Below are 24,847 nucleotides of genomic sequence, written 5' to 3' on the forward strand. Positions count from 1 at the left end.
GTCAATGCACCCCAGGCTTCTTCAGGGCATCGGCGATCTTTTCCAGTGTGTTGCGCATCGCCTTCTGTTCGTCGGACTGGGCCTCGACCCAGTCGCGCATGATCTGCTGTTCCGAACGCATGTTCTTGACCAGGCCGGAAATGCCGTCGGCGAGATTGGCCATGGCGGTGGCGACGCGTGGATTGGAGCCGCCGCCATTCTCCTGCATGCTGCGCAATCTTTCCGACAGGACCCGGATCTCGTCCGAGGATTCGGCCTTGGCCGGGTCGGAGACGACGATGTCGGACGACAGGTCGGTAACCGAGGACAGCCAGTTTTCCAGCTCGGTGTAGAAGCGCGTTTGGGCGCGGCCGGCCTGCAGGTCGAGGAAACCGAGCACCAGCGAGCCGGACAGGCCGAAGAGCGAGGACGAGAAGGCCGTGCCCATGCCGGCCAGCGGCGCGGAAAGCCCTTGCTTGAGCGAATCGAGCACAGCCGCGGCGTCACCGGTGCCCGGATCGAGCGATTCAATCGTCTCGCGGATCGAGCCGATGGTGTTCAACAGGCCCCAGAAGGTGCCGAGCAGGCCGAGGAATACCAGCAGGCCGACGAGGTAGCGCGAGGTGTCGCGGCTTTCGTCGAGGCGCGTGGCGATGGAATCGAGCATGGTGCGCATCGAGCTGGTCGAGAAAGCCGTGGCCGAGGAGCGGCCGATCATCGCCTTCATCGGCGCCAGCAGCACCGGTTCGGTGGTCTCCGAGCCGGCTCGGAAGGAGTTGACCCAACGAACTTCGCGAAACAGCCGTCCGACTTGGGCGAAGGCCAAGAGGATGCCGACCACCAGCACGCCCACGATCAGCCCGTTGAGGCCGGGATTGCTGCTGAAGGCGGTCGAGATCTGCCGGGTCAGGATGGCGGCGATGAAGGCCACGATGACCAGGAAGATCACCATGGTCAGCAAAAAGACCTGCGGGCTCGAGAGTTTGTGCGGGTCGTAGATCAGGACATCAGAGCGTCTGCCCATGCCGAAGGATTTGAGAAAAGCCATCCGTGCCCCGTTTCCGATGCCGCCGCCGATCACGTGAACCGCGACTCTAAACGGAATTGTGACCAAATTGAATGGCGCTTGGCAAGATTGCCGCGTCGACGTCGGTGTCAGAGCCGATTGATGACCAGGCAGTCGACCATGGCGGCCAGATGCAGGCCGGCGCCGGTGACGACGAAACCGTGCCACAGCGCATTGTGGAAGCGCAGCCCCTTCCAGGCAAAGAAGACGACGCCGCAAGAGTAGACGATGCCGCCGGCGACGATGAGGGCGATCGACATCGTCGGCAGCGTCTGGACAAGGGGCTTGACCAGGATGATGCCGCTCCAGCCGATGGCGAGATAGAAGCCGATGGCCAGCCGGTCGAAACGGCCGGGAAAAAACACCTTGATGGCAATGCCCAGCACCGCTGCGGTCCAGACCAGGACAATCATCCAGCTCGCCAATGGCGAGCCTTCGAGCTGGGCCAGGAAAGGCGTGTAGGTCGCGGCGATCAGCAGATAGATCGCGGCGTGATCGAAACGTCGCAAGACCCATTTCGCCGGCGACGACACTGGCCAAAGATTGTAGGTCATCGACACCGACAGCACGGTGAGCAGCGAGACCACATAGAAGGCGGCGGCAATGTATTCGCCCGGCCCGACACGAAAGGCCGACAGCGCCAGCAATGCCGAACCGACCGATATCGCCAGCACGATGCCGACCGCGTGGACGATGCCGTCAGCGATCATCTCGGCGCGCGAATAGTGCCAGCGTCCAACGAATGGGATGTCGGGGGTGGGATCGATGTCGTTCACTGCCGGGTTTCCTGCGCCGAGCGCTCCAATTTGGACGCTCGCAGGGCAGTATTTCAAGTCTTGTTTGCAGTTTTACGACTGCGGCGCTTCAGCACGGCATGCCTTCAACGCGGCTTTCCTGTCAACGAGAAGAGAGCGGCTTCTTCACGGCCTTCAGCAGGGCTCGCTGGATGACCTCGTTGCCGGCGACAACCGAGCCGTTGTCGAGCATGTCCTGGCCGCCATCCATGTCGGAGACGAAGCCGCCCGCCTCGCGGATCAAAAGCAGCCCGGCGGCGATGTCCCAGGCGGACAGGCCCGTTTCCCAGAACCCGTCCATGCGGCCGGCGGCGACATAGGCAAGGTCAAGCGAGGCGGAGCCCATGCGGCGGACGCCGGAGACTTCGGCCATGACATTGCGCAGCTCGACGAGGAAATTGCCGTGATGGCCACGGCCGAGATGCGGCATGCCGCAGCCGATCACCGTGTCGACCAGTTTGATGCGTCCGGCGACGCGCAAGCGGCGGTCGTTCATGAAAGCGCCGCCGCCGCGTTCGCAGGTGTAGAGCTCGTCCATCGCCGGATTGTAGATGACGCCGGCAACGATCTGTCCCTGGCGTTCCAACGCGATCGAAACGGCAAAGAGCGGTATGCCGTGCAGGAAATTGGTGGTGCCGTCGAGCGGGTCGACGATCCAGCGATGCTGGCCGTCGTCACCCTCGACCGCGCCACGCTCTTCCATCAGGAAGGCATAGCCCGGCCTTGCCTTGGACAGTTCGGCAAAGACGATGTCCTCGGCCTTGCGGTCGGCCTGACTGACATAGTCGCCGGGGCCTTTCATCGAGACCTGCAGGTTCTGCACTTCGCCGAAGTCGCGCGATAGCGAGCGGCCGGCTTTCATTGCGGCCTGGACCATGACGTTGAGGAGGGCTGAGCGTGCCATAGTGGTTCTTCCTGGTGCTTCGCTTTAGACACTGTCTTGATGCATGTCGGTGACCCAAAACCGCGGCCACCTGCGCGACATGCATCAGTCGGCGCGGCGCACGTAAGTGATTTCGTTGGTGTCGACGATGATGCGCTCGCCGGCGCCGATGAATGGCGGCACCAGCACGCGGATGCCGTTATCCAGGATCGCGGGCTTGTAGGACGAGGCCGCCGTCTGACCCTTCACCACCGGGTCCGCCTCGGTGATGGTCAGCGTCACATAGTCGGGCAGCGAAATGCCGATCGGCCGCTCTTCGTAGAGCTGGACCGTCACCATCATGCCGTCCTGCAGGAAGGCGGCGCGATCGCCGACGAAGTCCTTGTTCAGTTCGAGCTGCTCGTAGCTTTGGGTGTCCATGAACACCAGCGCGTCTTCCTGCGCGTAGAGGAAGGAAAAGTCCTTCAGGTCGAGCCGGATCTGCTCGACCGTCTCGGCCGAGCGGAAGCGCTCGTTGAGCTTGGTGCCGTTGATGAGGTTCTTCAGTTCGACCTGGTTGTAGGCGCCGCCCTTGCCGGGCTTGACCGTGTTGGTCCTGACCGCCACCCAAAGGCCGCCATCATGCTCGATGACATAGCCGGGACGGATTTCGTTGCCATTGATCTTGGCCATGATGAGGTGATCCGGGATGCTACCAACGGCCAGGCCGTGGTATGGGATGGTCGCTGCGAAAGCGATTTCGGGCTCCCAAGACCACAAAACGCCAGAAGAGGCAAGGGAGCGCCAAGTCGGGGTCGGGTTGGAGAGGCCGCTACGGCAGGCGGTTCGCCTTCTGCAGGGCCTGCTTGGTCTCGCCGTCGCTCAGCCCCTGCAGGAAATCGTCCATCTGCGGATCGATGAGGCCGGCGCGGCGGGCGACGATGTACCAGGCGCCGGCAAGGACGAGATCCGGATCGGTGCCGATGCCTTGCATATAGAGCTTGGCCAGGCGATTCTGGGCGGCGACATTGCCGCCTTCCGCTGCCTGCTTCGTCCAGCCGAAGGCGGATTTCAGGTCGCGCGCACCGCCGCGGCCTTCGATCATCCAGGCGGCGAGGTCGATCTGCGCGGTGTCGTAGTTCTGTTGTGCCGCCTGCGCCAGCAGGCGCCTTGCCTGCACATCGTCACGCGGCCTGCCGCCGACGCCATTGGCGTAGATCTGCGACATCGCATACTGCGCGTCGGCAAGGCCTGTAGCGGCGGCGCGCTCATAGTAGGAGACCGCCTTCGCCATGCCGGCGTCGCCGGGGTCCTGCTGGACCAGCATCTGCGCGAAATTGAACTGCGCCAGCCGGTTGCCGGCTTCCGCGGCGGCCTGCATCAAAGCATAGGCCTCCTTTTCGTCCTTCTTGACGTAGCGGCCGTCGAGCAGCATCAGGGCGTACTGGAACTGCGCTTCGGGTACACCCTGCTCGGCGGCCAACGCGTACCATTTCGCCGCCTCCGCCGAATTGAGCGGCACACCAAGCCCGCGCGACAGGATCTCGGCGACCAGGGTCTGCGCCGCCGGATCGCCGTTTTGCGCGCGGACCAGTGCCAGATTGTAGGCCGTCTTGTAGAGCCCGCGCTGGAAGGCGCCATAGGCCGCATCGGCGGGTTTTGCGCCGAAGCGGTCGGGGTTGACAGTGTCGGCGGAGGGCAGAGGCGTCGGTTCGGCCGTGGTGGCCGGCTGCGGCAGCGGCTGTTCGATCGGCTTGTTCGCGTGTGCGCCGACATCGGGTTTGGGCTGCGGCAGCAGGATGGTCTCGGCGGCCGCTGCCTGAACCATCAGCGCCGCAAGCAGAGCCTGGAGGGGGAGCCTCGCCCAGGGCACGTCAGTCCTCGAAGCGCGGCGCAGTTTCGTCGAGCAGCGCGTTGGCACTGGCGACCGCTGTCTTGGGATCGGTGCCGTCCGCGAACACGGCGCTCGACAGCGCCACGAACTCGGCACCTGTGGCGCCCACCGCTTCGACCGAGGCAATGTCGGATCCGGCCATGACGATGCACGGGATCTGGATCATATCCGCCCACCATCTGCCGAGCGACAGGTTGCGCGGGTGCGGTTCTGGCTTGTTGTCGTAACCGAAGCGGCCGAAGAAGATGTAATCGGGCCGTGTTTCGCCAAGCTCAAGCGCGTCGTCACGCGTCTTGGCGCCGCCGGTGCCGACCATCATCTTTGCCTGGAAATGCTCGATCGTCTCGGCCAGTTCGGCCTTGGAGACCTCGACATGGATACCGTCGGCCTGGACGCGGCCGGCTATACGGGTGTCGCCGGCAATGATCACTGCCGCACCGGCGGCTTGCGCTGCGGGCACGACCTGTTCGGCGAAAGCCTGGAAGGAAGCCTCGTCCATGCCGTTCTCGGGCAGGATCAGCGACGCGACGTCGCCGCCTTCGAATGCCGCGGCGATACGGGCGGCCGGCACGCCGGGCGGCGCGATCAGCACGATGCGACAGCGGTTGGGGGGCGTTGCGTCATTCATGGTTCTTCGGATCCCGCGTTTCGCCTATGCCGGGCGAAGATGGTTGGATTGCGGCATAGAGCAAAGTGCCCGCTTTGAACAGGCGGGCAGCCGGGATAGCGATGTGGGCCCGCCGGACGCCGGCGGGACCGCTTCACTTAACCGGGTGTGGACTTGCGATAGGCGTTTGGCCCTTCCACAGCTTCCAGCCGAGATTCATGCCGGCAGCGGTGATCAGAATCGTGGTGGCGCCGACGATCTGGCTCAGATGCAGCCGATGGCCGAAGGCGACGACATCGACCAGGATGGCAATGACGGGGTAGATAAAAGACAGCGACCCCTGCAGATGCGTCGGCAGTTTCTGGATGGCGCCGTACATCAATATATACATCAGGCCGGTATGGACGATGCCGAGCGTCGCCAGCATGGTCCAGCTCCATGCATCGGCCGGAAGCTGCGAAAAATTGGCGAACGGAGCCAGCATAACGACGCCGACGCAGACCTGGATCAGTGCGATCAGGTGCGGCGGCGTGCCCTTGAGCTTCTTGGTGACAATGGCGGCGACGGCCCAGAAGAAAGCCGCTCCCAACGCCATGACGATGCCGGTAAAATAGTCCGTGCCGACATCGCTAGCATCGGGAGCGGCCTCAACGATCAACACCATGCCGGCGAAGGCGATGGCGAGCCAGGTCAACTTGGTCAGCGTCAGCCGCTCGGCGAAGAAGAGCGCGCCGAACCCGACCAGCATGAAGGGCTGCGTGTTGTAGACAGCGGTGGCGATCGAGATCGACGCGCGAGAGAAAGCGCTGAACAGCAAAAGCCAGTTGACGACGATGGCGACGCCGCCGAGTGCGGCGATGCCGATGATACGCAATGACAGCCTGTTGCGCAGCAAGCCCAGCCCGGCGCAGATGATGAGCAGCGTCAGCGCGCCGAACGCGCAGCGCCAGAACACCACATCCATGATCGGCTGGCCGGACAGCACGACGAACCATCCGATCGTTCCCAGGATCGCCATTGCGGCGGACATTTCGACCGTGCCACGCACCGTATCGTTCACAACAAACCTCCGTATCAGTTGAGCCGTTATGATCTCATGTGGTGACGCGGCTTTCTATCCGATAGGAAAGGAGATATTGATAAATGACCTAACTATATTAGGCCATGGTTCCAAATCAGCGGGAAATGTAAAATGCTTGATGATCTCGACCGAAATCTCCTCGAAATCCTGGTCAACGATGCGCGGACCTCCCTGAAGGATCTCGCCGCTCAGGTCGGGCTGTCATCGCCAAGCGTTTCGGAGCGGCTTCGACGGCTCGAGGAGCGCGGCGTCATCCGCGCGTTCACCGTCGAGATCGATCCGCTGGCGCTCGGCTATACGTTGCAGGCGATCGTGCGCATCCGGCCCTTGCCGGGCAAGCTGCACATCGTCCAGAAGCTGATCGAGGAAATCCCCGAATTCGGCGAATGCGACAAGGTGACGGGCGATGACTGTTTCGTCGCCCGGCTGTTCGTGCGCTCGATCGGCGATCTCGACGGGATTCTCGACCGCATCGCCGACAAGGCCGAGACCAGCACCGCCATCATCAAGGCGCAGCCGATCCGGCGCCGGCCCCCACCGCTCGATGCAACGGCGCCGCGTGGCAGGGCAAAGCTCGTGCACGCATCCTGAACGGAGTAGCCGCGGCCGGTTTTCAGAGGACTGAATCGAAGGATTTCAAGCGGCCAATGCTCCTGCTGGTTTCGGCTCGTCGATAGGCAGCGCCTGCCATGGCAGCGTGCACAAGCCATGCCGATATTTGCTGTCGCTCAGCTCGGGATTCTGGGTTATTCAATCACCGACACGCTTTCCCTCCAGACCAGTTCCCTCCCATGTCAGGCCTGCTTCTCGATCCGTGGTTCTATGCGGCTGCCATTCCGGCGGTCATTCTGGTCGGCCTGTCCAAGGGCGGGTTTGGCGGCGCCGTCGGTTTCGTTGGCGTGCCGCTGATGGCGCTGACCATGCCGCCGGTGCAGGCGGCCGCTATCCTGCTGCCGATCCTGTGCCTGATGGACATCGTGTCGGTGTGGACATGGTGGGGTGTCTTTGACCGGAAGATGCTGGTCGACATGATGCCGGGAGCCGTCATCGGCATCGGCCTTGGCTGGCTGACGGCGGCATTGGTCACCGAAGGGGCAGTGCGGCTGATCGTCGGTGCCGTCGCCATCATCTTCGTCCTGCGCTGGCTCTATCTGCAGTTTCGCCATGGAGCCGGTCACGCGGCCGCCCCCAACCGCGTGGCTGCGGCCGTCTGGGGTACGGTCGCCGGCTTCACCAGCTTTGTTGCCCATGTCGGCGGCCCGCCCTTCCAGGTCTATGCCTTGCCGATCCGCCTCGATCCCAAGGTCCTGTCGGGCACGGCGGCGATCTTCTTTGCCGCCACCAATGCGCTGAAGCTGGTGCCCTATTTCGCGCTCGGCCAGTTCGACACCGCCAATTTGACGGCGTCGGCGGTGCTGATGCCGTTGGCGCCGCTCTCGACCATAGCCGGGGCGTGGCTGGTGCGGCGGATGCGCCCGGAAATCTTCTATCCCTTCACCTATGCAACCGTCGCGGTCGTGGCGCTGAAGCTGCTGTGGGACGGCATCGTTGGCCTGATGTAAAATAGGTGAGGCGGCTGCCGTCTTCTCTATCTGGGATCAGGCGGCGCTCGGTACGAGGCGACGGTTGCCGCCAAAGGCCAGTGCCGCGCCAACCAGGATGACCAGCACCATGCCGGCGAGGACGCCGATGTCACGCGCAGTCGGCTTGAGGACCATGTCGGCAATGATCACCAGCATCACCGCATAGTCGAAGCGTGCCGCGCGCATCATGCGGTCACCGATGGCAAGAACAGCCGATGTTACGCCCTCCTTGGCGATCATCTCGCCGATGCGCTCGCCGGTCGGCTTGAAGATGAGCATGCCGATCGAAAAGGTCGTGGCGTAGCCGGCAAGGCCGATCAGTATCCACAGGTCGGAGAAGCCGACCCAGAAGCTGCACATGATGAGGCCGAAGACCAGCGTCAGCATCGACATCGGCGCAAAAAACCTGCCGCCCAGTTGGCCGCTGGCGCGCATCGCCTGCAGCTTGTCCTCGATGTTGCCCGCCCGCTCGGCAAGCACGCCGAGAAGGAACAGCACGAAGCCACCACCAACCCACAGAACGGCCGAGATGACGTGAAGGAATTTGACGATCGAATACCAGTCCATGATGTGCTCCTGCAGTGTTCTGGTCGGATTTGCGGCGGCGTGATTTGCGCCGGCCGTCAGAGGAGCGGGCGTTTAGCGCGGTGCCTGTTTCGGAACGATGTCGCCTAAAGCCCGGCTTCGTTTCAGCGCAATGAAGAAGCGGCTGAGATAGTGAACGCGCTATCTGATTTCCTGCTAATATACGCATTGTCGGGAGGGAGTCGGCGCGATATCGTCCGGAATATTGCCGATGCTTGATAGTGCGCTAGCGTCGGGAGTCCGCGGCGACAACAGTCGCTTGACGATCAATCCACTCCCGCAAACGGGAAAGACATTTCGAGGGGTACATTATGCAAGGGGTAGCACGGAATTTCTTCACGCTGGCCATTATCTATGCGTTGTGCGGCATGGCGCTCGGTATCCACATGGCGATCAGCGAAGACCATGGCCAGATGCCAACCCATGCCCACACGATGGTCGCCGGATGGCTGATGTCGTCGGTCTTCGCCTTTTTCTACCATCTGTTTCCGGCCGTCGGGCAAAAGGTCCTGGCCAAGGTTCATTTCTGGCTGACTGCCATCAGCGGTATCGGGCTCATGATCGGCCTTTACATCCTGCTCGCCGGCAATCCGGGGATAGAACCGCTGCTCGGGATTTCCTCGATCGCGTTCTATGCGGGCATATTGCTGTTTGCCCTCATCGCTTTGCCGGCGGTCTGGAAGACGGCCTGAGCTGAACCAGAGGCAGTGAGGCTGTACTGTTACGGCACAGGATTGCGGCGTTCGGTCAAAAAACATCCGCGCCGTTAAGGCTTCATTAAGCTTTACAGGCGTTTACTATGTGCATCCAGTGATCTGGATTCTTACCGAGTGGTTGGAGCCACTTTGTTTGACGCCTCCCTGTTAAACTCCTGAGAGCCGCCTTATCCGCGGCTCTTTTTTTGTCCGCATTTTCGGGGCAGGGGCCAGTGGACCGACGTTAACCTTCTGTTAAACATGTGCTTGCCTTCACCGGTGACGAAGCGCATTTTCAAGCTTCAGTCAGACGGGTTTCCGGGTGTATCGGCAGGGAGCCGAATCAGCCGGTTGCAAGTGCAGGGGCGTATCAATGAACGAGCTTTCGAAGGGCAGTGCGAAAACCGTCAAGCTGGCGGAACGCCGGGTTTTCTCGCAATCCTTCAAGCCGCTTTACCAGGAAGGTATGGGCCTCGTCGAACAGGCCGCCGAATACCTCGACGGCAAGGGCCGGGCCGAGGCGAAGAAACTATCCAGGCTGGCGGCCACCCTCTACGCGGCCGAATCGATGCGGCTGACCACCAGGCTTATGCAGGTTGCGTCGTGGCTGCTTTTGCAGCGCGCCGCCAACTCCGGCGAGATGACCCGCGACCAGGTCGCGTCAGAAAAATCCAAGGTGCGCCTCGACACCGCTTCCGCCCGTGACGAAGCCGCCGGCTGGGCCGAACTGCCCGAGGATTTCCTCGACCTCGTCACCCGCTCGCTGCGCCTGCAGGCACTGGTCCGTCGCATGGACGAGGAGATCTATGGCTCCGGCGCAGTGGCCGACATGCAGCCAGCGGCTCGCCGCCCCAATCCGGTTTCCGACCAGATCAGCCTGCTCAACACAGCTTTCGCCAGAGGCTAATGCATGTCGCCCAAAAGTGGGCCCCGGTTTTGGGAGAACGACATGCATCGCATCAAAAACCTAAAGCGCGTCGCCTGAATCCGTTCAAACGCGACGCGCTTTAGACCTCGGGCACTCCTCTGTTTCCGGTTTGTTCACATTTCGCTGGCATCGCTGTCCATCGGAGATAGAGTGGGCGCATGGGGGAAGCGATTCGCATTATCGGTATCGATCCGGGGCTTCGGCGCACCGGCTGGGGCATGGTCGAAAGCCTTGGCAATTCGCTGCGCTTCATTGCTTCCGGCACCGTGAAGTCCGACGACAAGGCGGCTCTGGCGACGCGGCTCTGCCAATTGCATGACGGCCTCGCCGAAATCCTGCACAGCGCGATGCCGCATGAGGCGGCCGTCGAACAGACCTTCGTCAACAAGGACGCCGTGGCGACGCTGAAGCTCGGCCAGGCGCGCGGCATCGCCATGCTGGTGCCGGCGCGTGCGGGACTCGTCGTTGCCGAATATGCGCCCAACGCCGTCAAGAAGGCGGTGATCGGCGTTGGCCATGGCGACAAGAAGCAGATCCACATGATGGTGAAGGTGCTGTTGCCGAAAGCCACCTTCGATACCGAACATGCCGCGGATGCGCTGGCCATTGCCATTTGCCATGCGCATCACCGACAAAGTATCGCGTACCGGATGGCGCTTGCCGGCCAGGTTTGTTCTTGACTTGTTCACGCTGTGCGGATAAGTAATACCACGAGGTATTACCATGCGTGTGACCACCAAGGGGCAAGTTACGATCCCCAAGCCGATAAGGGACTATCTGGGCATCGGCCCGGGCTCCGAGGTGGAATTCGTGGCCACCGATGGGGACGTTCGGCTGGTTGCCGTCAACGAGAATATCTCCGAAGAGGAGAAATTGCGCAGGTTCAGCGATGTCCTTGACCGGATGGAGGGGACGTTGGACCTGGGAGGCATGACCACCGATCAATACATGGATTTGTTAAGGGGGCCGCGTGAAGATCTCGACGTTGATTGACACCAATGTCTTGATCGACGTCTGGGGACCGGCCGGACCGCTGAAAAGATGGTCGGCCTGGGCGATTGCTTCCTGCCGCCGCGACGGAGCCTTGGTGGTCAACACGATCGTCTGGTCCGAGCTCGCGCCGCTGATCGCGACGGAGACGGCACTTCGAAAAGCAGTCGACATGCTCGAGATGGATCGCGAGTTCCTGCCTTGGGATGCGGCTTTCCTTGCGGGCGTCACGCATTCCCGCTATCGCCGGGCCGGCGGCGTTCGGGAAAGAACCTCGCCTGATTTCTTCATTGGCGCCCATGCGACCGTTGCCGGACACCGTCTTTTGACACGCGACGCGGCTCGTTATCGCAGTTACTTTCCCGACCTCGACATCATCTCTCCGGAAAAGCACCCAAGAGGGGCCCATCTACCATGAAAGATCTGGCATGATCGGCAAGCTCAAGGGCACGCTGGACGAGATCGATGAGGATCATTGCCTCGTCGACATCCATGGCGTCGGCTATGTCGCCTATTGCTCGGCGCGCACGCTGGCCGCGCTGCCTTCGCCCGGCGAAGCTGTGGTGCTGTTCATCGAAACCTATGTGCGCGAGGACATGCTGCGGCTCTACGGCTTTCAGTCGGTGCTGGAGCGGGAATGGTTCCGGCTCTTGATGAACAATGTACCGGGCGTCGGCGCCAAGGTGGCACTGGCTATCCTGTCAACGCTGGCGCCGGCGGATCTCGCCAATGCGATTGCGCTGCGCGACATCGCCATGGTTTCTCGCGCGCCGGGCGTAGGCAAGAAGGTGGCCGAGCGCATCGTCACCGAGTTGAAGAACAAGGCGCCGGCCTATGCCGGGTCCGCTTCGGGGACCATCGGCCTGAAGCAGGAGCTCGGCGACGGCGTGGCATCCGCGCCGATTGCCGACGCCGTCTCGGCACTGGTCAATCTCGGCTATTCGCGCGACACCGCGGCCAACGCGGTCGCGGCGGCGCTGAAGACGGCGGGCGAGCATGCGGATGCGCCGAGGCTGATCCGTTTCGGGTTGAAGGAACTGGCGCGGTGACATGGTTGTGGAAAAGAAAAATCCGGCTATCATATGATTGGTAAGAAATTTCTTAGAAAGTAAGAAAATGGGCGCTTACGCCAGTCTGACCTCGAAGGGTCAGCTTACAATTCCAAAAGATGTCCGGGACGCGTTGTCACTCAAAACGGGTGACATGATCGCCTGGACGGTCATGGATGGCTATCTGATTGGAACGCCGCGCAATCTCGACTTTGCAGACCTCGCCGGATTTCTGGGCGATCCGCCCGGCGGTCCGGCGTCACTAGAAGAAATCGACCTCGCGGTGCGGGATGCCGTTGGCAGGCATGTTGTGGGCGGCGGGTCGCAAGGCGGACGAGAGGGCGACGAGTGACGTCGATCGGCATTGATACGAACGTTCTGCTTCGAATGGTGCTGAACGATGATGCAGAGCAGCGGGTGAAGGCCCTCGCATTCGGCGAAGGCCTCAGCGCCGATGCTCCCGGCTTCGTCAGTTTGATCGTGCTGGTGGAATTCAGCTGGTCGTTGATTTCGCGCTATAGGCTACCGAAAGAGCAGATGCAGGCGGCAATCCAGAGACTGTTGAAGATCAAGACACTGTTGTTCGAAGATTTCGATGCCATCGTGGTTGCGCTCGAAAGATCGAATTCGCCGCAGGTGGACTTTGCCGATGCATTGATCGCCGAGCACAATCGAAATCTGGGTTGCTCGCATACAGTCACGTTCGATCAGCGGGCCGCCAAATCCATTGCCAGTATGGAACTGCTCGCATGAGCCTGTCGCCCCGACTGATTGCCCCCGAAAAACGCGGCGAGGATGCCGAGCAGACCTTGCGGCCGCAGACGCTCGACGATTTCGTCGGCCAGGCAGCGGTGCGGGCCAATCTGAAGGTGTTCGTCGAGGCCGCCAAGGGCCGCAACGAAGCGCTCGACCATGTGCTGTTCGTCGGGCCGCCGGGCCTTGGCAAGACGACGCTGGCGCAGATCATGGCACGCGAACTCGGCGTCAATTTCCGCTCGACCTCCGGCCCGGTCATCGCCAAGGCCGGCGATCTCGCGGCACTGCTGACCAATCTCGAAGAAGGCGATGTGCTGTTCATCGACGAGATCCATCGCCTGAGCCCGGCGGTGGAGGAGATCCTCTACCCGGCGATGGAGGATTTCCAGCTCGACCTGATCATCGGCGAAGGACCGGCGGCGCGCTCGGTCAAGATCGACCTCGCGCGCTTCACCCTGGTCGCCGCCACCACGCGGCTCGGCCTGCTCACCAATCCGCTGCGCGATCGTTTCGGCATTCCGGTGCGGCTCAATTTCTACACCGTCGAGGAGCTGGAGCAGATCGTGCGTCGCGGCGCCCGCATCCTGCAGATGGCGCTCGGCGACGATGGCGCGCTGGAGATCGCGCGGCGCGCGCGCGGCACGCCACGCATCGCCGGGAGGCTGCTGCGCCGCGTGCGCGATTTCGCCTCGGTCGCCGGCGATGGTCATGTCAACCGGCAGATCGCCGACGAGGCGTTGACCCGGCTGGAAGTCGACGCGCTCGGCCTAGATGCGCTCGACCGCCGCTATCTGTCGATGATCGCCCGCAATTTCGGTGGCGGGCCGGTCGGCATCGAGACGATCGCCGCCGGCCTGTCCGAGCCGCGCGACGCCATCGAGGACATCATCGAGCCCTATCTGATCCAGCAGGGTTTCATCCAGCGCACGCCGCGCGGCCGAATGCTGACGGCCAATGCCTGGCGTCATCTCGGCCTGGATGCGCCGAAGGACCTGGCGCAGCAGCAGATCAACCTGTTCCAGGAAGAGTAGTTTTCCGAGAAGGCCGCTGCCTTACTTGACGGCGCCGAAGCCACCAGCACTAGCAACGCCGCCGACAAGGTCTTGATCATCGCCGTCAACAGTGCCATCCGATGCTATGTCCCGCGAGGAATAGGTGCCTCGTCGGGACTGAAAAAGGATGCGCAATGGGCGAACATGGTGATTCGGCGACGCTGCTGGCCGGACTTTCCGGCGCGCTGACGACGTTCGGCCACCGGCTGATGGCGCGGGTCTATTATGCCGACACCGATTTCTCGGGTGTCGTCTATCATGCGCGCTATCTCGAATTCTTCGAACGCGGCCGCTCCGACTATCTGAGACTCACCGGCGTGCATCACACCGAGCTTGCCGACGGCAAGCATGGCGAAAGAATTGTCTGGGTGGTGCGGCGCATGGAGATCGATTTTCGCGGCCCCGCCCGCATCGACGACATCCTGACGGTCGACACAAGCACCGAGGACATTTCCGGCGCGCGCATCTTCATGGCGCAGCAGCTCAAGCGCGGCGACGAGGTGCTGGTGGAGGCCAAGGTCGAGGCGGCGATCATTGGCGAGAATGGCCGGCCAAGACGCTTTCCCAGGGAATGGGTGGCGGCGTTCATGCCCAAGGCCGCCGCCGACTAGCCCCTTTCCGATCAATTGGGATGACTTGCGCATTGCCACTGGGCGTGGCAATGCGCCGCGCCTTATATACTAACCCATCCTTAACCATAACGGTTCATGAAGAGATTGGTGAAGATTGGCCTGATCGTGCGCCTTCCTTTCACCAACATTTGCCCCGAAAAGGCCGCTAACGGCACAGATTGGGGTTGTTCCGGTAGCTTCGTGCGAACCGACCACAAGGGATGCCAGGGGCCAGCCGCCAGCTTCGCCCGGAAAATCTTAAGGACGTAACGATGGAAAATATCGCACTCGCCGACCCGGGCGCGCAATTGTCGATTTGGGCGCTGTTCAGCCAGGCCAGCTGGGTGGTCAAGCTGGTCATGATCGGCTTGCTCTGCGCTTCGGTCTGGACCTGGGCGATCATCGTCGACAAGCTGGTTTCCTACGCCCGCATGCGGCTGGCGCTCAACCGGTTCGAGCAGGTGTTCTGGTCGGGGCAATCGCTGGAAGAGCTTTACCGGACGCTTGCCGACCGCAAGACCACCGGCATGGGTGCCATTTTCGTGGCTGCGATGCGCGAGTGGAAGAAGAGCTTCGAGAAGGGCGCGAAAACGCCACTCGGGCTGCAGACCCGCATCGACAAAGCGATGGATCTGGCGCTGACCCGCGAAATGGAAAAACTGGAGGGTCGCCTCGGCTTCCTCGCCACCACCGGTTCGGCGGCACCCTTCATCGGCCTGTTCGGCACCGTCATCGGCATCATGACGTCGTTCCAGGCGATTGCAGGCTCCAAGAATACCAGTCTCGCGGTGGTTGCGCCCGGTATTGCCGAAGCGCTGCTGGCGACAGCCATTGGCCTGCTCGCCGCCATCCCCGCCGTCATTGCCTACAACAAGCTGTCGTCGGACGCGAGCAAGATAGCGGTGCGCATGGAAGGGTTCTCCGACGAGTTCTCCGCCATACTCTCGCGCCAAATCGATGAAAAAGTGGCCCCCAAGGCCTGAGGAGTAGCAGATGGGTATGTCCATGGGCATGGGAGGACGCGGCGGGCGCGGCCACAGGCGGCGCGGCCGTCACCATGCACTGATGTCCGAGATCAACGTCACGCCGATGGTCGACGTGATGCTGGTGCTGCTGATCATCTTCATGGTCGCCGCACCGATGCTGACGGTCGGCGTGCCGATCGACCTGCCGGACACGCAAGCCAAGGCGATGAATGCCGACACGCAGCCGATCACCGTCTCGATCAACGCCGCCGGCGAGATATTCCTCCAGGAAACCGAAATTCCGATCGAGGAACTGGTGGCCAAGCTGCAGGCGATCTCGAAGACCGGCTATGAAGAGCGCATCTTCATCCGTGGCGACAAGTCCACCGACTACGGCACGGCGATGAAGGTGATGGCCCGCATTTCGGCTGCCGGTTACAAGAATATCGGCCTCGTTTCGTTGCAGGAACAGGATCAGTAGACAAGAAGATGAAGACCGGCCTCACCACATCGGTGATCTTGCATGCTGCGGCGCTGACCTTCGGCCTGTTCACACTGACGGCGCCGGCCGCGCTCCCGTCCTCTGATGTCGAGTCGGTCGCGGTCGATATCGTGCCGATGGAAGCCATCGCGCAGACGCTGCAGGGCGACAAGAAGGCCGTGATGCATGAAAAGCCGGCACCGGTGCCGACCCAGCGCCCGGACGTCGTTCCCGATGCGCAGAAGGTGGGCGAGAACAGCGTCGATACAGACAAGCCGATAACGCCGGAAGCCAAGTCCAAGCCCGTCGACATGACCTCGGCTCCGCCGCCGGCGCCGACCCCGATCGAGAAGCCGAAGCCCGAGGACGTGCCGAAGCCGCAGGAGAAGCCCAAGCCTACGCCGGCAACGGAAGTAGCGCCGGCGCCGACGCCCAAGGAAGAGGTCAAGCCCGAGCCGGTCAAGCAAGTCGATCCCAAGCCAACACCGGTCAAGCCGGCGCCGACCCCGCCGCCGCAGGACAAGACCGCGGCCATCGATCCGACGCCCGAGGTCAAGCCGGATGCCGTCGCTGAAGCCATAGCGCAGGAGCCGCCCGCCGAAGCGACGCAACTGCCCGACTCGGCGCCCGCGCCGGAGGCCCGGCCGAAGCCGCAACCGGCACAGGCCGAAAGCGCCAAGGCGCCGGACCGCAAGGATGCCGACAAGCCGGTCAAGGAAGCCTCGTCGAAGCCGAAGTCCGACGACAAGCAATTCAACGCCGACGAGATTTCCGCTCTCCTCGACAAGCAGAAGCCATCCGGCGGCGGCGCCAAGCGCTCGACGCAGCAGGCGTCGCTTGGCGGCGACAAGGACCAGGGCCAGAAGCTTTCCAGGTCGGAAATGGGCGCCCTGGAAAGCCAGCTCGGCGGCTGCTGGACCCTTCCCGCGGGCCTTGAAGGTTCCGAGAACTTCGTCGTCGTGGTGCGGTTCAACCTGGATGCCTCCGGCAAGCTGGACGGGCGACCGGCGGTCGAAAAGTCGAGCGGAAGTCGTCAGTTCGATGAAAGCGCCGTTCGCGCGGTGCAAAAATGCGATGTCACCGGCCTGCAGGTTCCCGCCGGCAAGCAGGACATCTGGGCCGACGTCCGCGTCACCTTCGATCCTAGGGAGATGCTGGGTCTCTAGGGCCCGAGTATCCGAAAATCAGTACGAGAAGCGAGAAGACATGAAATCAATCCTCAAGCCGCTCCTGATGGTCGCAGCAATGGCGATGGGCATGACCGCTGCGGGCACGTTGCCGGCGCTGGCGCTCGTCGAGCTCAACGTCAACAAGGGCAATGTCGAGCCGCTGCCGATCGCCATCACCGACTTCCAGGGCGGCGATGCGCTTGGCGCGCAGATCTCGCAGATCGTCACCGCCGACCTGAAGCGCTCGGGGCTGTTTGCGCCGATCGACAAGAGCGCCTTTATCGAGAAGATCACCAACCCGGATGCAGCGCCGCGCTTCGATGACTGGAAGGTCATCAACGCGCAGGCGCTGGTCACCGGCAGCGTCAGCAAGGAAGCCGACGGCCGTATCCGTGCCCAATACCGGCTTTGGGACACCTTTGCCGGCCAGCAGATGTCCGGCGAGCAGTTCTTCGCCAATGATGCCAATCAGCGGCGTGTCGCCCACATCATCGCCGACGCCATCTATGAGCGGCTGACCGGCGAGAAGGGTTATTTCGACACACGCGTTGTCTTCATCGACGAATCCGGCGCCAAGAACGCGCGCAAGAAACGCCTCGCCATCATGGACCAGGATGGCGCCAACATCCGCTATCTCTCGGATGGCAAGTCGATCGTGCTGACGCCGCGTTTCTCGCCGAACCGGCAGGAAATCACCTACATGTCCTATGAGAGCGGCCAGCCGCGGGTCTACCTGCTGCAGATCGAGACCGGCCAGCGCGAACTGGTCGGAAATTTCCCCGGCATGACTTTTGCGCCGCGCTTTTCGCCCGACGGCCAGAAGGTGATCATGAGCCTGCTGCGCGACGACGGCAATTCCAACATCTTCGCCATGGATCTGCGCAGCCGCTCGACGACTCGGTTGACCAATTCGACCGCCATCGACACCTCGCCCTCCTATTCGCCGGACGGCAGCCAGGTGGTGTTCACCTCCGATCGCGGCGGCCGTGCACAGATCTACGTGATGGGCGCCGATGGCTCGGGCCAGAACCGCATCTCGTTTGGCGACGGCGTCTATTCGACGCCTGTATGGTCGCCGCGCGGCGATCTCATCGCCTTTACCAAGCAGACCGGTGGCGAATTCCAGATCGGCGTCATGAAGACCGATGGCTCCGGCGAGCGCATCCTGTCCTCCGGCTTCCAGCAGGAGGGACCGACCTGGGCGCCGAACGGCCGCGTGCTGATGTTCTTCCGCGACTCCGCCGGCGGGCCCAAGCTTGTGTCGGTCGATCTTACCGGCCGCAACGAGCAGTCGATCCCGACCACGAACTTCGCTTCGGACCCAGCTTGGTCGCCGCTGCTCGAGTAAGAGGCGAATTGGAGAAATGACGAATTGAAGAATTGAAGATGGAGAAACCGGCGAATTATATTAAGCGTGCGAAGGATCTAGAAGTTTATAAGCGCGCTTATGCGGTTTCTCTTGACGTACATAAAGCTACGCTCGCTTTCCCGAAGATTGAGCAATACGCATTGGCCGATCAGTTGCGTCGTTCCAGCAAGGGAATCTGCGCCAATCTGGCTGAAGGATTTGCCAAGCAGACACACTCCAGACCGGAATTCGCACGGTTCGTTTCGATGGCGATGGGGTCGTGCAGCGAAGCGGAGACGTGGGTATCTTACGCGTTCGATCTGGAATACATCAGCCGAGCGCAATGCGATGAGTGGCTGCAAGCGTATGCGCATGTCCACGGCATGCCGATCAATCTGAGAGAAAAGCTGAAGTGAATTGTCCTGTCGGGGTTCGACATTTCATCAATTCCTCAGCTCTTCAATTCCCCTTTTTTCCATCACCTCGTCGCGTTTTGGCCGCATTTCCGCCTAGGGTCCGCGCCAACTGTGACCACCGACAAAGAGGTTGTGGACGGCAGCCTAAACCAAATTTTAACCGTGTTTCTTGAATGCCGGTTAACCCAAACGTGGTTACTGGGTGATCAACGAAATCACTCGAAATACGAAGGAGAGGCGGCATGGGCCGTATCGCAGCACTTACCAGAAACCCAGTCATGATCGCGCTGGTGGCGATGCTCGCCATCGCCGGTTGCGCCTCGAAGAAGACGCCGAACAACGCGGCTGATCTTGGCCTCAACGGCGCCGGCGCGGCAACTCCCGGATCGGCGCAGGACTTTACCGTCAATATCGGCGACCGCATCTTCTTCGATACGGACTCGACCTCGATCCGTGCCGATGCGCAAACGACGCTGGCTCGCCAGGCACAGTGGCTTAACCAGTACAAGCAGTATGCTATCGTCATCGAAGGCCATGCCGACGAACGCGGCACGCGTGAATACAATCTGGCGCTCGGCGCCCGCCGCGCTGCCGCCACCCGCGACTTCCTCGTCGCCAAGGGCGTCTCGGCCAGCCGTCTGAAGACCATTTCCTACGGCAAGGAACGTCCGGTCGCGGTGTGCGACGACATCTCCTGCTGGTCGCAGAACCGCCGTGCGGTCACCACGCTCAGCGGCACCGGTTCCTGAGGCGGCGTGCAGCCGGTCGCGCGTCAAAAGAACGCGCGGCGTACAGCGGTAAAAATGCAACATACCTATGCGAAAGGCGGCCTCCGGGCCGCCTTTTTCATATCCGGATGTCGGAAACAAAATTTGGCCGAAGTCTCGGCTCCTGCTATGAGCCGAAGGCGCTTGGCTGGTCCCATTCTGATTGGAAGGCGCGAACAAGCTAACGAAATCACGGCGAGAGGCACATGCATTTGAGATCGGTTTTGAGCGGCACGCTTGCGCTGCTGCTTCTATCAGGCGTCACCGCCTCGGCTAGCGGCCCCGGGGCGAACGGCTCAGGGCAATCCAACGAAAGCGGCTTTTCCTTCCACCTACCCAGCATCGAACTGCCCGGCATTTTCGGTCAAAAGAAAAAGCCGGACCAGTTTCAGATGGTGCAGTCCGATCCTGCCGCCGTCACCAGCGTGGAAGAGCAGCTGCGGCAGATGAACGGCAAGATCGAGGAACTTAATTTCCAGGTCCTGCAAATGCAGGAACAGATCCGCAAGCAGCAGGAAGACAACGAATTCCGCTTCCAGCAGCTTGAAGGCGGTGGCACGCAAGGCGGACAGCCGCCGGCACAGAAGAAATCCGATGCCACCACCGGCAGCGACACCAACGTGGCAGCGGCCCCGGCAACGCAGCCGCCTGCCGATGCCGCGCCCGGCAACAACCAGTCAGCAGGCGGCAAGACGGTCGAGGACGTCATCGTCGAATCTCCCGATGGCGACCCCGGCAAGGTTATTCCCGGTACGGGAGCGCCTGAAAAGACCTTCGGAACCATCACCGTCGACAAGAACGGCAATGTCGTCGATGCCGGCGGCAACACTCAGTCGACCACGCCTGCGCAGGATACCGCGCCAGCCACCGGCGCGCCGGCCAAGTCCGGCAAATCCGATACGGTAATCGCGGCATTGCCCGCCACCAACGACCCTGAGGAGCTCTACCGCAACTCCTACCAGTTCATCCTCTCGGGCGATTACGGCACCGCCGAACAGGGTTTTCGCGACCACATCGCCCGCTTTCCCAGGGATGCGAAGGCGGCGGATGCGCATTACTGGCTGGGCGAGTCGCTGCTCGGCCAGCAGAAATACCGTGACGCTGCGGAGACTTTCCTTGCCGCCAGCAAGGACTACCCCAAGGCCAAGAAGGCTCCCGACATGCTGCTGAAGCTCGGCGTGTCGCTGGTCGGCCTCAAGCAGCATGATGTGGCCTGTGCCACCTTCAGCGAAATAGGCAAGCGCTACCCCGACGTTTCCGGTGCGCTCAAAGAACGCATCAAGCAGGAGAAAGCTCTGGCTGCGTGCTGATCCTTTTCACGCATGTCGTTGCCCCGGAACCGGGACCCATCTCTAAGGTGACATGCATCGATGGTCGACACCGAGGCTGATCTTTCGACCAGAATTTTTTCGCATACCGATTTTACCAGCGGCGCTGTTGCGGCCGTGTCCGGCGGCAGCGACTCGACCGCCCTGCTCATCCTTCTCAAACACCATCTCGACCGCATGGCGCCGGCGACGAAGCTGCTGGCGGTGACGATCGACCACGATTTGCGGGCCGGTTCAGCGGTGGAAGCGCAAGCGGTGGCGAAGCTTTGCGCGACATACGGAATTTCACACCGCATCCTGACCTGGTCGGGCCCCAAGCCTTCGACCGGTCTGCCCGCGGCGGCGCGTGAGGCGCGCTACCGGCTGCTGGCCGAGGCGGCGCAAGCGGAAGGCCTCGGCCTGATCCTCACCGGCCATACCGCCGACGACCAGGCAGAGACGGTGCTTATGCGGCAAGCGCGCCAGGAAGGGTTGGCCCAGGACGCGGGCCGCGGGCTTGCCGGCATGGCGCCGGCCACCTTGTATGACTGGCGCAGTTGGATCGTGCGGCCGCTCCTCGGGTTGCGGCGCGCGGCATTACGCGACGTCCTGCGGCGTCAAAATATCGGCTGGGCCGACGACCCGACCAATGCCGACAAGGCTTTCGAGCGGCCACGGATGCGTGCAACCCTTGCCGACGGCAACGGCGCGCGGCGCATCGACGACGCACTGGCATTGGCCGCGCATGAGGGCCGTGCGCGCAGTCAACTCGGCCTCGCCGCCGCAAAACTGATCCACGATTTCGCGACCCACCCGGTCACTGGCCTCATCCGTCTTGATCCTCACTTGTTGAGCGCAGCCGACGATCGGGCAGCCGTTTATGCGCTCCGCATTCTCTTGGCCACCATCGGCGGGATGGACTTCCTGCCGGATCAGACGCGTAGCGAGGGACTGTTGGGTCGGCTGAAAGCGGGATTTTTTTGCGCCACATTGTCGCGGACGGTTGTCGATTTCCGGCGCGCAGGCATCTTCCTGCGCCGCGAGGCGCGCGGCTTGCCCGCTGCCACCGCAGCCAGCGACGAAACCCTCTGGGATGGCCGGCGGCATATCACATTAAACGACGGCAGCGGCACATTGTTGATTGCCCCGTTCGGCGCAGCAGCGGCGAAGCGGCTGGCCATTGGGGAAGGAAAGGCCCCGCCGAGCCTGATGCGCGCCGCGCTCGCCGCCGAGCCGGCGTTGTGGCAGGCCGGTGAATGCCTTGATTTGTCTGAACATAGAACGGTATCCGCGATGGTTGAAGTGCGGCCGGTCGTTGCACCCTTTGCCCGCTTCCTGCCGTCCTTCGATCTGGCGCCGGCGCGTGCCGTTGCCGGGCTGATTGGCGCGCCGAAGCTGCCCGCCCTGCCTTTCAGCGGCCACAGTGCCGGTTGATGATAAGGCGAAAGCTTAACCCAGACATGCTGTTATGCTTGGCAAGGGGAGGCGCTCTCCCTATGTTAGGCGCAAGTTTCCTCTCACGACGTGTGTCCGCCCTGCGGATGCCAACGGGACAATTGATGAATCCGAACTATCGCAACCTCGCGCTTTGGGCGATCATAGCGGTCCTGCTCATAGCGCTGTTCAATCTGTTCCAGACGCCGCAGACGCGAGGGGCTTCCAGCGATGTACCTTATTCGCAGTTCCTGCAGGATGTCGCGTCGGGCCGGGTCAAGACGGTGACCATCGCCGGTGCTCGTATCAGCGGCACTTACACCGACAATTCCAGCGGCTTCCAGACCTATTCGCCCGGCGATCCATCGCTGGTCTCGCGACTGCAGGACAAGAACGTCACCATCAACGCGCGGCCTGAGAGTGACGGTTCCAATTCGCTGTTCGGCTACCTGATCTCATGGCTGCCGATGATCCTCATCCTCGGCGTCTGGATATTCTTCATGCGCCAGATGCAGTCCGGGTCCGGGCGCGCCATGGGCTTCGGCAAGTCGAAGGCCAAGCTGCTCACCGAGGCGCATGGCCGGGTCACCTTCCAGGATGTCGCCGGCGTCGATGAAGCCAAGGAAGATCTGGAAGAGATCGTCGAATTCCTGCGCGATCCGCAGAAGTTCCAGCGGCTCGGCGGCAAGATCCCGCGCGGCGTGCTGCTCGTCGGCCCTCCAGGAACCGGCAAGACGCTGCTCGCCCGTTCGGTTGCCGGCGAAGCCAATGTGCCATTCTTCACCATTTCCGGTTCGGACTTCGTCGAGATGTTCGTCGGCGTCGGCGCGAGCCGCGTGCGCGACATGTTCGACCAGGCCAAGAAGAACGCGCCCTGCATCATCTTCATCGACGAAATCGATGCCGTCGGCCGCCATCGCGGTGCCGGTCTCGGTGGCGGCAATGACGAACGCGAACAGACGCTGAACCAGCTGCTGGTCGAGATGGATGGTTTCGAATCCAACGAAAGCATCATCCTGATCGCCGCCACCAACCGGCCCGACGTGCTCGACCCGGCGCTGCTCAGGCCGGGCCGCTTCGACCGCCAGGTCGTGGTGCCGAATCCCGATATCGTCGGCCGCGAGAAGATCCTGAAGGTGCATGTGCGCAACGTGCCGCTGGCGCCCAATGTCGATCTCAAAGTCGTCGCTCGCGGCACGCCGGGCTTCTCCGGTGCCGATCTGATGAACCTCGTCAACGAATCGGCGCTGATGGCGGCGCGGCGCAACAAGCGCCTTGTCACCATGGCCGAGTTCGAGGACGCCAAGGACAAGATCATGATGGGCGCCGAGCGCCGCTCGTCGGCGATGACCCAGGCCGAGAAGGAGCTGACCGCCTATCACGAGGCCGGCCACGCCATCCTGGCGCTCAACGTGCCGTCGGCCGATCCGCTGCACAAGGCCACCATCATCCCGCGCGGCCGCGCGCTTGGCATGGTCATGCAGTTGCCGGAAGGCGACCGCTATTCGATGAGCTACAAATACATGATCTCGCGCCTTGCCATCATGATGGGTGGCCGTGTCGCCGAGGAGTTCAAGTTCGGCAAGGAAAACATCACCTCGGGCGCCTCCTCCGACATCGAGCAGGCGACCAAGCTGGCGCGAGCCATGGTCACGCGCTGGGGCTTTTCCGACAAGCTCGGCCATGTCGCATATGGTGATAACCAGGAGGAAGTGTTCCTTGGCCATTCGGTGGCGCGCACGCAGAACGTCTCGGAAGAGACCGCGCAGATCATCGACGCCGAAGTGCGCCGCCTGATCGACGAGGCCTATTCCACGGCGAAATCCATCCTGACCAAGAAGAAGAAGGAATGGATCGCGCTGGCGCAAGGGCTGCTCGAGTACGAGACGCTGTCCGGCGACGAGATCAAGCAATTGATCGCCGGGCAGAAGCCTTCACGCGACCTCGGCGACGACACGCCGCCGAGCCGTGGCTCGGCCGTGCCGAAGTCCGGCGGCCGGCGCAAGAAAGGCCCCGAGCCCGAAGGCGGCATGGAACCGCAGCCGTCAAGCTGAGTTCGACAAGAGATGTTTTAGAGACGCCGCGGCATGGTCCGCGGCGTCTTTGTTTGGAGGCTTTGTTGAGAGCGGGCCAGGCCGGCGCTGCCCCTCATCTGCCTGCCGGCATCTTCTCTCGTATAATGACGGGGAGAAGGGCGCCACCTTCCGGCGATTTCGCCAATCACCTGCGTTGCCAGTATGGCGCCGGCGTTGCGGGCAGCTACTTTCGCTCCGTCACTGTACGTCACGGGGAGAAGTGCCCGGCAGGGCAATGAGGGGCGGCACCGAACGAGCGCGAATGGCGTGCCCGGCATTTGACAAAGACAGGCCCGGGGGGCGGAGCGGGGGGGGGGGGGGGGGGGTGGGGGTTTTTTTTTTTTGTAGGTCGG

The 24,847-nt window shown here is 62.4% G+C and carries 29 protein-coding genes; 21 read left to right on the forward strand and 8 right to left on the reverse strand.

Features of this window, described 5'->3' with window-relative positions:
* Position 1: 1 nt before the first annotated feature.
* The 7 genes from NKJ89_RS22025 to NKJ89_RS22055 all read right to left on the reverse strand — a co-directional run bounded on the left by NKJ89_RS22025 (position 2) and on the right by NKJ89_RS22055 (position 6,262).
* Complete coding sequence (locus tag NKJ89_RS22025) at positions 2–1,027, reverse strand: MotA/TolQ/ExbB proton channel family protein (RefSeq protein WP_352605571.1); 1,026 nt, start codon at positions 1,025–1,027, stop codon at positions 2–4.
* Positions 1,028–1,134: 107 nt separating this feature from the next.
* Positions 1,135–1,821: a PAQR family membrane homeostasis protein TrhA gene (gene trhA, locus NKJ89_RS22030; RefSeq protein ID WP_023758631.1), complete on the reverse strand. Its 687-nt coding sequence runs from the start codon at positions 1,819–1,821 to the stop codon at positions 1,135–1,137.
* A gap of 121 nt (positions 1,822–1,942) precedes the next feature.
* Positions 1,943–2,743 (reverse strand): inositol monophosphatase family protein, encoded by an 801-nt coding sequence (locus tag NKJ89_RS22035; RefSeq protein ID WP_352605573.1) that lies wholly within the window; start codon positions 2,741–2,743, stop codon positions 1,943–1,945.
* Positions 2,744–2,827: 84 nt separating this feature from the next.
* Entirely contained in the window at positions 2,828–3,394 is a 567-nt protein-coding gene (efp, locus tag NKJ89_RS22040; protein WP_023758633.1) for an elongation factor P, read from the reverse strand.
* A gap of 139 nt (positions 3,395–3,533) precedes the next feature.
* Positions 3,534–4,529, reverse strand: coding sequence for a tetratricopeptide repeat protein (locus tag NKJ89_RS22045; RefSeq protein WP_502898031.1), 996 nt, complete (start codon positions 4,527–4,529; stop codon positions 3,534–3,536).
* A 46-nt stretch (positions 4,530–4,575) separates the two neighbouring features.
* On the reverse strand, positions 4,576–5,223 hold the full coding sequence (locus NKJ89_RS22050) for a thiamine phosphate synthase (RefSeq protein ID WP_023758635.1): 648 nt from the start codon (positions 5,221–5,223) through the stop codon (positions 4,576–4,578).
* A gap of 133 nt (positions 5,224–5,356) precedes the next feature.
* On the reverse strand, positions 5,357–6,262 hold the full coding sequence (locus NKJ89_RS22055; RefSeq protein WP_352605577.1) for a DMT family transporter: 906 nt from the start codon (positions 6,260–6,262) through the stop codon (positions 5,357–5,359).
* A gap of 132 nt (positions 6,263–6,394) precedes the next feature.
* Between NKJ89_RS22055 and NKJ89_RS22060 the strand changes: the two genes are divergently transcribed.
* On the forward strand, positions 6,395–6,874 hold the full coding sequence (locus tag NKJ89_RS22060) for an Lrp/AsnC family transcriptional regulator (RefSeq protein WP_352605579.1): 480 nt from the start codon (positions 6,395–6,397) through the stop codon (positions 6,872–6,874).
* Between the two features lie 200 nt (positions 6,875–7,074).
* Positions 7,075–7,845: a sulfite exporter TauE/SafE family protein gene (locus tag NKJ89_RS22065; protein WP_352605581.1), complete on the forward strand. Its 771-nt coding sequence runs from the start codon at positions 7,075–7,077 to the stop codon at positions 7,843–7,845.
* Positions 7,846–7,881: 36 nt separating this feature from the next.
* Here the strand turns inward: NKJ89_RS22065 and NKJ89_RS22070 are convergent, their stop codons facing one another.
* Positions 7,882–8,433, reverse strand: coding sequence for a DUF2269 family protein (locus tag NKJ89_RS22070; RefSeq protein ID WP_352605583.1), 552 nt, complete (start codon positions 8,431–8,433; stop codon positions 7,882–7,884).
* A gap of 329 nt (positions 8,434–8,762) precedes the next feature.
* On the opposite strand from NKJ89_RS22070, the gene NKJ89_RS22075 reads away from it, so the two are divergent.
* The 19 genes from NKJ89_RS22075 to ftsH all read left to right on the forward strand — a co-directional run bounded on the left by NKJ89_RS22075 (position 8,763) and on the right by ftsH (position 24,473).
* Positions 8,763–9,143 carry a hypothetical protein gene (locus NKJ89_RS22075; RefSeq protein ID WP_023758641.1) on the forward strand — a complete coding sequence of 127 codons (381 nt, stop codon included), beginning with the start codon at positions 8,763–8,765 and terminating at the stop codon, positions 9,141–9,143.
* 376 nt (positions 9,144–9,519) lie between these two features.
* Entirely contained in the window at positions 9,520–10,053 is a 534-nt protein-coding gene (gene rcdA / locus NKJ89_RS22080) for a protease adaptor protein RcdA (protein WP_023758642.1), read from the forward strand.
* Positions 10,054–10,232: 179 nt separating this feature from the next.
* Entirely contained in the window at positions 10,233–10,754 is a 522-nt protein-coding gene (gene ruvC / locus NKJ89_RS22085; protein WP_352605585.1) for a crossover junction endodeoxyribonuclease RuvC, read from the forward strand.
* 43 nt (positions 10,755–10,797) lie between these two features.
* Positions 10,798–11,067 (forward strand): AbrB/MazE/SpoVT family DNA-binding domain-containing protein, encoded by a 270-nt coding sequence (locus tag NKJ89_RS22090; protein WP_352605587.1) that lies wholly within the window; start codon positions 10,798–10,800, stop codon positions 11,065–11,067.
* Entirely contained in the window at positions 11,045–11,482 is a 438-nt protein-coding gene (locus tag NKJ89_RS22095; RefSeq protein WP_352605589.1) for a type II toxin-antitoxin system VapC family toxin, read from the forward strand. The genes NKJ89_RS22090 and NKJ89_RS22095 overlap by 23 nt, the downstream gene beginning before the upstream one ends.
* Positions 11,483–11,492: 10 nt before the next feature.
* Complete coding sequence (gene ruvA / locus NKJ89_RS22100) at positions 11,493–12,113, forward strand: Holliday junction branch migration protein RuvA (protein ID WP_023758646.1); 621 nt, start codon at positions 11,493–11,495, stop codon at positions 12,111–12,113.
* Positions 12,114–12,180: 67 nt separating this feature from the next.
* The gene (locus NKJ89_RS22105) at positions 12,181–12,465 is read left to right on the forward strand and encodes an AbrB/MazE/SpoVT family DNA-binding domain-containing protein (RefSeq protein WP_023758647.1); all 285 of its coding nucleotides are present in this window, start codon (positions 12,181–12,183) and stop codon (positions 12,463–12,465) included.
* Positions 12,462–12,866 carry a type II toxin-antitoxin system VapC family toxin gene (locus tag NKJ89_RS22110; protein WP_352605591.1) on the forward strand — a complete coding sequence of 135 codons (405 nt, stop codon included), beginning with the start codon at positions 12,462–12,464 and terminating at the stop codon, positions 12,864–12,866. The genes NKJ89_RS22105 and NKJ89_RS22110 overlap by 4 nt, the downstream gene beginning before the upstream one ends.
* Positions 12,863–13,900 (forward strand): Holliday junction branch migration DNA helicase RuvB, encoded by a 1,038-nt coding sequence (ruvB, locus tag NKJ89_RS22115; protein WP_023758649.1) that lies wholly within the window; start codon positions 12,863–12,865, stop codon positions 13,898–13,900. Before NKJ89_RS22110 ends, ruvB begins: the two co-directional genes overlap by 4 nt.
* 155 nt (positions 13,901–14,055) lie before the next feature.
* Positions 14,056–14,532, forward strand: coding sequence for a tol-pal system-associated acyl-CoA thioesterase (gene ybgC / locus NKJ89_RS22120; RefSeq protein WP_352605593.1), 477 nt, complete (start codon positions 14,056–14,058; stop codon positions 14,530–14,532).
* A 272-nt stretch (positions 14,533–14,804) separates the two neighbouring features.
* Positions 14,805–15,515, forward strand: a complete 711-nt coding sequence (gene tolQ / locus NKJ89_RS22125) for a protein TolQ (protein WP_023758651.1) — start codon at positions 14,805–14,807, stop codon at positions 15,513–15,515.
* Between the two features lie 10 nt (positions 15,516–15,525).
* Entirely contained in the window at positions 15,526–15,978 is a 453-nt protein-coding gene (gene tolR / locus NKJ89_RS22130; protein ID WP_352605595.1) for a protein TolR, read from the forward strand.
* 8 nt (positions 15,979–15,986) lie between these two features.
* On the forward strand, positions 15,987–17,144 hold the full coding sequence (gene tolA / locus NKJ89_RS22135) for a cell envelope integrity protein TolA (RefSeq protein ID WP_352605597.1): 1,158 nt from the start codon (positions 15,987–15,989) through the stop codon (positions 17,142–17,144).
* Positions 17,145–17,211: 67 nt separating this feature from the next.
* The gene (gene tolB / locus NKJ89_RS22140) at positions 17,212–18,495 is read left to right on the forward strand and encodes a Tol-Pal system beta propeller repeat protein TolB (protein WP_502898032.1); all 1,284 of its coding nucleotides are present in this window, start codon (positions 17,212–17,214) and stop codon (positions 18,493–18,495) included.
* A 38-nt stretch (positions 18,496–18,533) separates the two neighbouring features.
* Positions 18,534–18,911 carry a four helix bundle protein gene (locus tag NKJ89_RS22145; protein ID WP_352605599.1) on the forward strand — a complete coding sequence of 126 codons (378 nt, stop codon included), beginning with the start codon at positions 18,534–18,536 and terminating at the stop codon, positions 18,909–18,911.
* A gap of 242 nt (positions 18,912–19,153) precedes the next feature.
* Positions 19,154–19,660, forward strand: coding sequence for a peptidoglycan-associated lipoprotein Pal (gene pal, locus NKJ89_RS22150; RefSeq protein WP_023758656.1), 507 nt, complete (start codon positions 19,154–19,156; stop codon positions 19,658–19,660).
* 224 nt (positions 19,661–19,884) lie between these two features.
* The gene (gene ybgF / locus NKJ89_RS22155) at positions 19,885–20,988 is read left to right on the forward strand and encodes a tol-pal system protein YbgF (protein ID WP_352605601.1); all 1,104 of its coding nucleotides are present in this window, start codon (positions 19,885–19,887) and stop codon (positions 20,986–20,988) included.
* Between the two features lie 60 nt (positions 20,989–21,048).
* A complete protein-coding gene (gene tilS / locus NKJ89_RS22160; RefSeq protein WP_352605604.1) occupies positions 21,049–22,419 on the forward strand; it encodes a tRNA lysidine(34) synthetase TilS in 1,371 nt (456 codons plus the stop codon).
* Between the two features lie 125 nt (positions 22,420–22,544).
* Positions 22,545–24,473 (forward strand): ATP-dependent zinc metalloprotease FtsH, encoded by a 1,929-nt coding sequence (gene ftsH, locus NKJ89_RS22165; protein WP_352605606.1) that lies wholly within the window; start codon positions 22,545–22,547, stop codon positions 24,471–24,473.
* Positions 24,474–24,847: the final 374 nt, after the last annotated feature.

This window comes from Mesorhizobium sp. M0047, assembly GCF_040323315.1.
Classification (GTDB): Bacteria; Pseudomonadota; Alphaproteobacteria; order Rhizobiales; family Rhizobiaceae; genus Mesorhizobium.

Excerpts from the sequence above, each read along its gene's own strand:
- NKJ89_RS22025 (WP_352605571.1), bottom strand. The coding sequence starts at position 1,027 with ATGGCTTTTCTCAAATCCTTCGGCATGGGCAGACGCTCTGATGTCCTG.
- NKJ89_RS22035 (WP_352605573.1), bottom strand. The coding sequence starts at position 2,743 with ATGGCACGCTCAGCCCTCCTCAACGTCATGGTCCAGGCCGCAATGAAA.
- efp (WP_023758633.1), bottom strand. The coding sequence starts at position 3,394 with ATGGCCAAGATCAATGGCAACGAAATCCGTCCCGGCTATGTCATCGAG.
- NKJ89_RS22045 (WP_502898031.1), bottom strand. The coding sequence starts at position 4,529 with ATGGTTCAGGCAGCGGCCGCCGAGACCATCCTGCTGCCGCAGCCCAAA.
- NKJ89_RS22050 (WP_023758635.1), bottom strand. The coding sequence starts at position 5,223 with ATGAATGACGCAACGCCCCCCAACCGCTGTCGCATCGTGCTGATCGCG.
- NKJ89_RS22060 (WP_352605579.1), top strand. The coding sequence starts at position 6,395 with ATGCTTGATGATCTCGACCGAAATCTCCTCGAAATCCTGGTCAACGAT.
- NKJ89_RS22065 (WP_352605581.1), top strand. The coding sequence starts at position 7,075 with ATGTCAGGCCTGCTTCTCGATCCGTGGTTCTATGCGGCTGCCATTCCG.
- NKJ89_RS22070 (WP_352605583.1), bottom strand. The coding sequence starts at position 8,433 with ATGGACTGGTATTCGATCGTCAAATTCCTTCACGTCATCTCGGCCGTT.
- NKJ89_RS22075 (WP_023758641.1), top strand. The coding sequence starts at position 8,763 with ATGCAAGGGGTAGCACGGAATTTCTTCACGCTGGCCATTATCTATGCG.
- rcdA (WP_023758642.1), top strand. The coding sequence starts at position 9,520 with ATGAACGAGCTTTCGAAGGGCAGTGCGAAAACCGTCAAGCTGGCGGAA.
- ruvC (WP_352605585.1), top strand. The coding sequence starts at position 10,233 with ATGGGGGAAGCGATTCGCATTATCGGTATCGATCCGGGGCTTCGGCGC.
- NKJ89_RS22090 (WP_352605587.1), top strand. The coding sequence starts at position 10,798 with ATGCGTGTGACCACCAAGGGGCAAGTTACGATCCCCAAGCCGATAAGG.
- ruvA (WP_023758646.1), top strand. The coding sequence starts at position 11,493 with ATGATCGGCAAGCTCAAGGGCACGCTGGACGAGATCGATGAGGATCAT.
- NKJ89_RS22105 (WP_023758647.1), top strand. The coding sequence starts at position 12,181 with ATGGGCGCTTACGCCAGTCTGACCTCGAAGGGTCAGCTTACAATTCCA.
- ruvB (WP_023758649.1), top strand. The coding sequence starts at position 12,863 with ATGAGCCTGTCGCCCCGACTGATTGCCCCCGAAAAACGCGGCGAGGAT.
- ybgC (WP_352605593.1), top strand. The coding sequence starts at position 14,056 with ATGGGCGAACATGGTGATTCGGCGACGCTGCTGGCCGGACTTTCCGGC.
- tolQ (WP_023758651.1), top strand. The coding sequence starts at position 14,805 with ATGGAAAATATCGCACTCGCCGACCCGGGCGCGCAATTGTCGATTTGG.
- tolR (WP_352605595.1), top strand. The coding sequence starts at position 15,526 with ATGGGTATGTCCATGGGCATGGGAGGACGCGGCGGGCGCGGCCACAGG.
- tolA (WP_352605597.1), top strand. The coding sequence starts at position 15,987 with ATGAAGACCGGCCTCACCACATCGGTGATCTTGCATGCTGCGGCGCTG.
- tolB (WP_502898032.1), top strand. The coding sequence starts at position 17,212 with ATGGTCGCAGCAATGGCGATGGGCATGACCGCTGCGGGCACGTTGCCG.
- NKJ89_RS22145 (WP_352605599.1), top strand. The coding sequence starts at position 18,534 with ATGGAGAAACCGGCGAATTATATTAAGCGTGCGAAGGATCTAGAAGTT.
- pal (WP_023758656.1), top strand. The coding sequence starts at position 19,154 with ATGGGCCGTATCGCAGCACTTACCAGAAACCCAGTCATGATCGCGCTG.
- ybgF (WP_352605601.1), top strand. The coding sequence starts at position 19,885 with ATGCATTTGAGATCGGTTTTGAGCGGCACGCTTGCGCTGCTGCTTCTA.
- tilS (WP_352605604.1), top strand. The coding sequence starts at position 21,049 with ATGGTCGACACCGAGGCTGATCTTTCGACCAGAATTTTTTCGCATACC.
- ftsH (WP_352605606.1), top strand. The coding sequence starts at position 22,545 with ATGAATCCGAACTATCGCAACCTCGCGCTTTGGGCGATCATAGCGGTC.